This window comes from Mesorhizobium sp. M7A.F.Ca.CA.004.04.2.1 (assembly GCF_004022825.1).
Taxonomy (GTDB): domain Bacteria; phylum Pseudomonadota; class Alphaproteobacteria; order Rhizobiales; family Rhizobiaceae; genus Mesorhizobium.
In genome coordinates, this window is the sequence record NZ_RZPH01001278.1 from 1 (window position 1) to 1442 (window position 1442).

1 protein-coding gene and 1 pseudogene are annotated in these 1442 nt (G+C 60.5%); both read left to right on the forward strand.

All coding sequences use genetic code 11. The annotated features are described in order from the left end of the window. Positions 1 to 672: pseudogene (locus EN893_RS33820) on the forward strand (DNA primase); the annotation flags it as partial. 423 nt (positions 673 to 1095) lie between these two features. Continuing rightward, on the forward strand, positions 1096 to 1442 hold a 347-nt coding region (locus EN893_RS33825), incomplete at its 3' end, for an RNA polymerase sigma factor region1.1 domain-containing protein (RefSeq protein WP_281062525.1).

Genomic DNA, 1442 nt, shown 5'->3' on the forward strand with positions numbered 1-1442 from the left:
GTGCTGAGCTTCTTCGGCTCGCAGCGCAGTGGGCGTCAAGGTCGGCAGGACTGGAAACAGGGCCAGGGCAAGACGGCCGCGCCCGGCGGGCAGTTCGCCAAAGGCGGTGGCGGCCGCATTGCGATCACCGAAAGCCTCGGCCAGTCGGCTTTGGTCAAACGCGGCGGCGAGGGGATGTCGGTGCGCGAGGCGACGATCATCGTGGCGTTGATCAACCATCCGGCGCTGATCGACGAGAATTTCGCCCATATCGAGTTCCTCGATCTCGCCAACTCCGACCTGAGGCGGCTGCATGCGGCAATCCTCGATGCGATGGCGCATGACATGGCCAATGACCGTCAGGCGGTGATTGCGACGATCGAACGCGCCGGCTGTGCCGATATCTGGGAGCGGGCCGTCGGGCTGATCCGGCGGATGCGGCAATGGCCGGCGCTGGAGACCGCCGCCCTTGAAGATGCCCGCGATGCTTTCAGCCAGGCGCTGCACTTGCAGCGCAGCGCGCGCACCTTACATAAGGAGCTGAAACAGGCGGAAGCGGCGCTCGCCACCGATCCCACAGACGAAAACTACCGGCATCTGATCGAAATTCAGGCGCAATTCCAGGATGTGCAGGCCACGGAAGCGCTGATCGAAGGGTTTGGCGTCTCCTCGGGCAGGGCTGGGCGAGCTTAGTTGGAAGCGAGTGAATTGAGAAAGCGTCGTTGCGCGTCCAAATGGCGCGTAACGGGCTAAGTCGGGTAATTGATTCGCTTTTTTCATGCGAATCATGCGAGAGGCGCTTGACCTTCTGGCAGATTGGCGGAATCAGGACGATTCGAAACGTTAACCCGAACCCGCGTCGACGGGAAATAAGCGATGTGAGGTACTGGTCACTGGACAGGCAGCCCGCCTGCCACAGATATCAGGGTTAATCTGGACTTAATGCATGTCGCCCAAAAGGGGAAACCCGATTTGGGCAACGACATACACCAAACGAAACGAGTTGATGCAGTTACTGGCCCGGTGAAGCGCGTTTCATAAGCGAGCGCACCCGATTTGACTGGTCCGACAGCTTACGCGGCTTTGAAGTTCGGCCGCTAGGAGAAGATAAAGACTATGGCGACAAAGGAAAAGGAAGAGGTCGAAACCGAACGCGAAGGCGCCACCGATGGCCCTCTGCTCGACCTTTCCGATGATGCTGTCAAGAAGATGATCAAGGCCGCCAAGAAGCGCGGCTATGTCACCATGGACGAGCTGAATTCGGTGCTGCCCTCAGAGGAAGTGACCTCCGAGCAGATCGAGGACACGATGGCGATGCTGTCCGACATGGGCATCAACGTGGTCGAGGACGACGAGCAGGGCGAGGAGCCCGAGGCCGCCGACACCGCGGCCGATGCCGAGGAAGACGCCAACGAGTTGGCTGAGCAGACCGGCACCGCGGTCGCCGCCACCACCACCAAGAA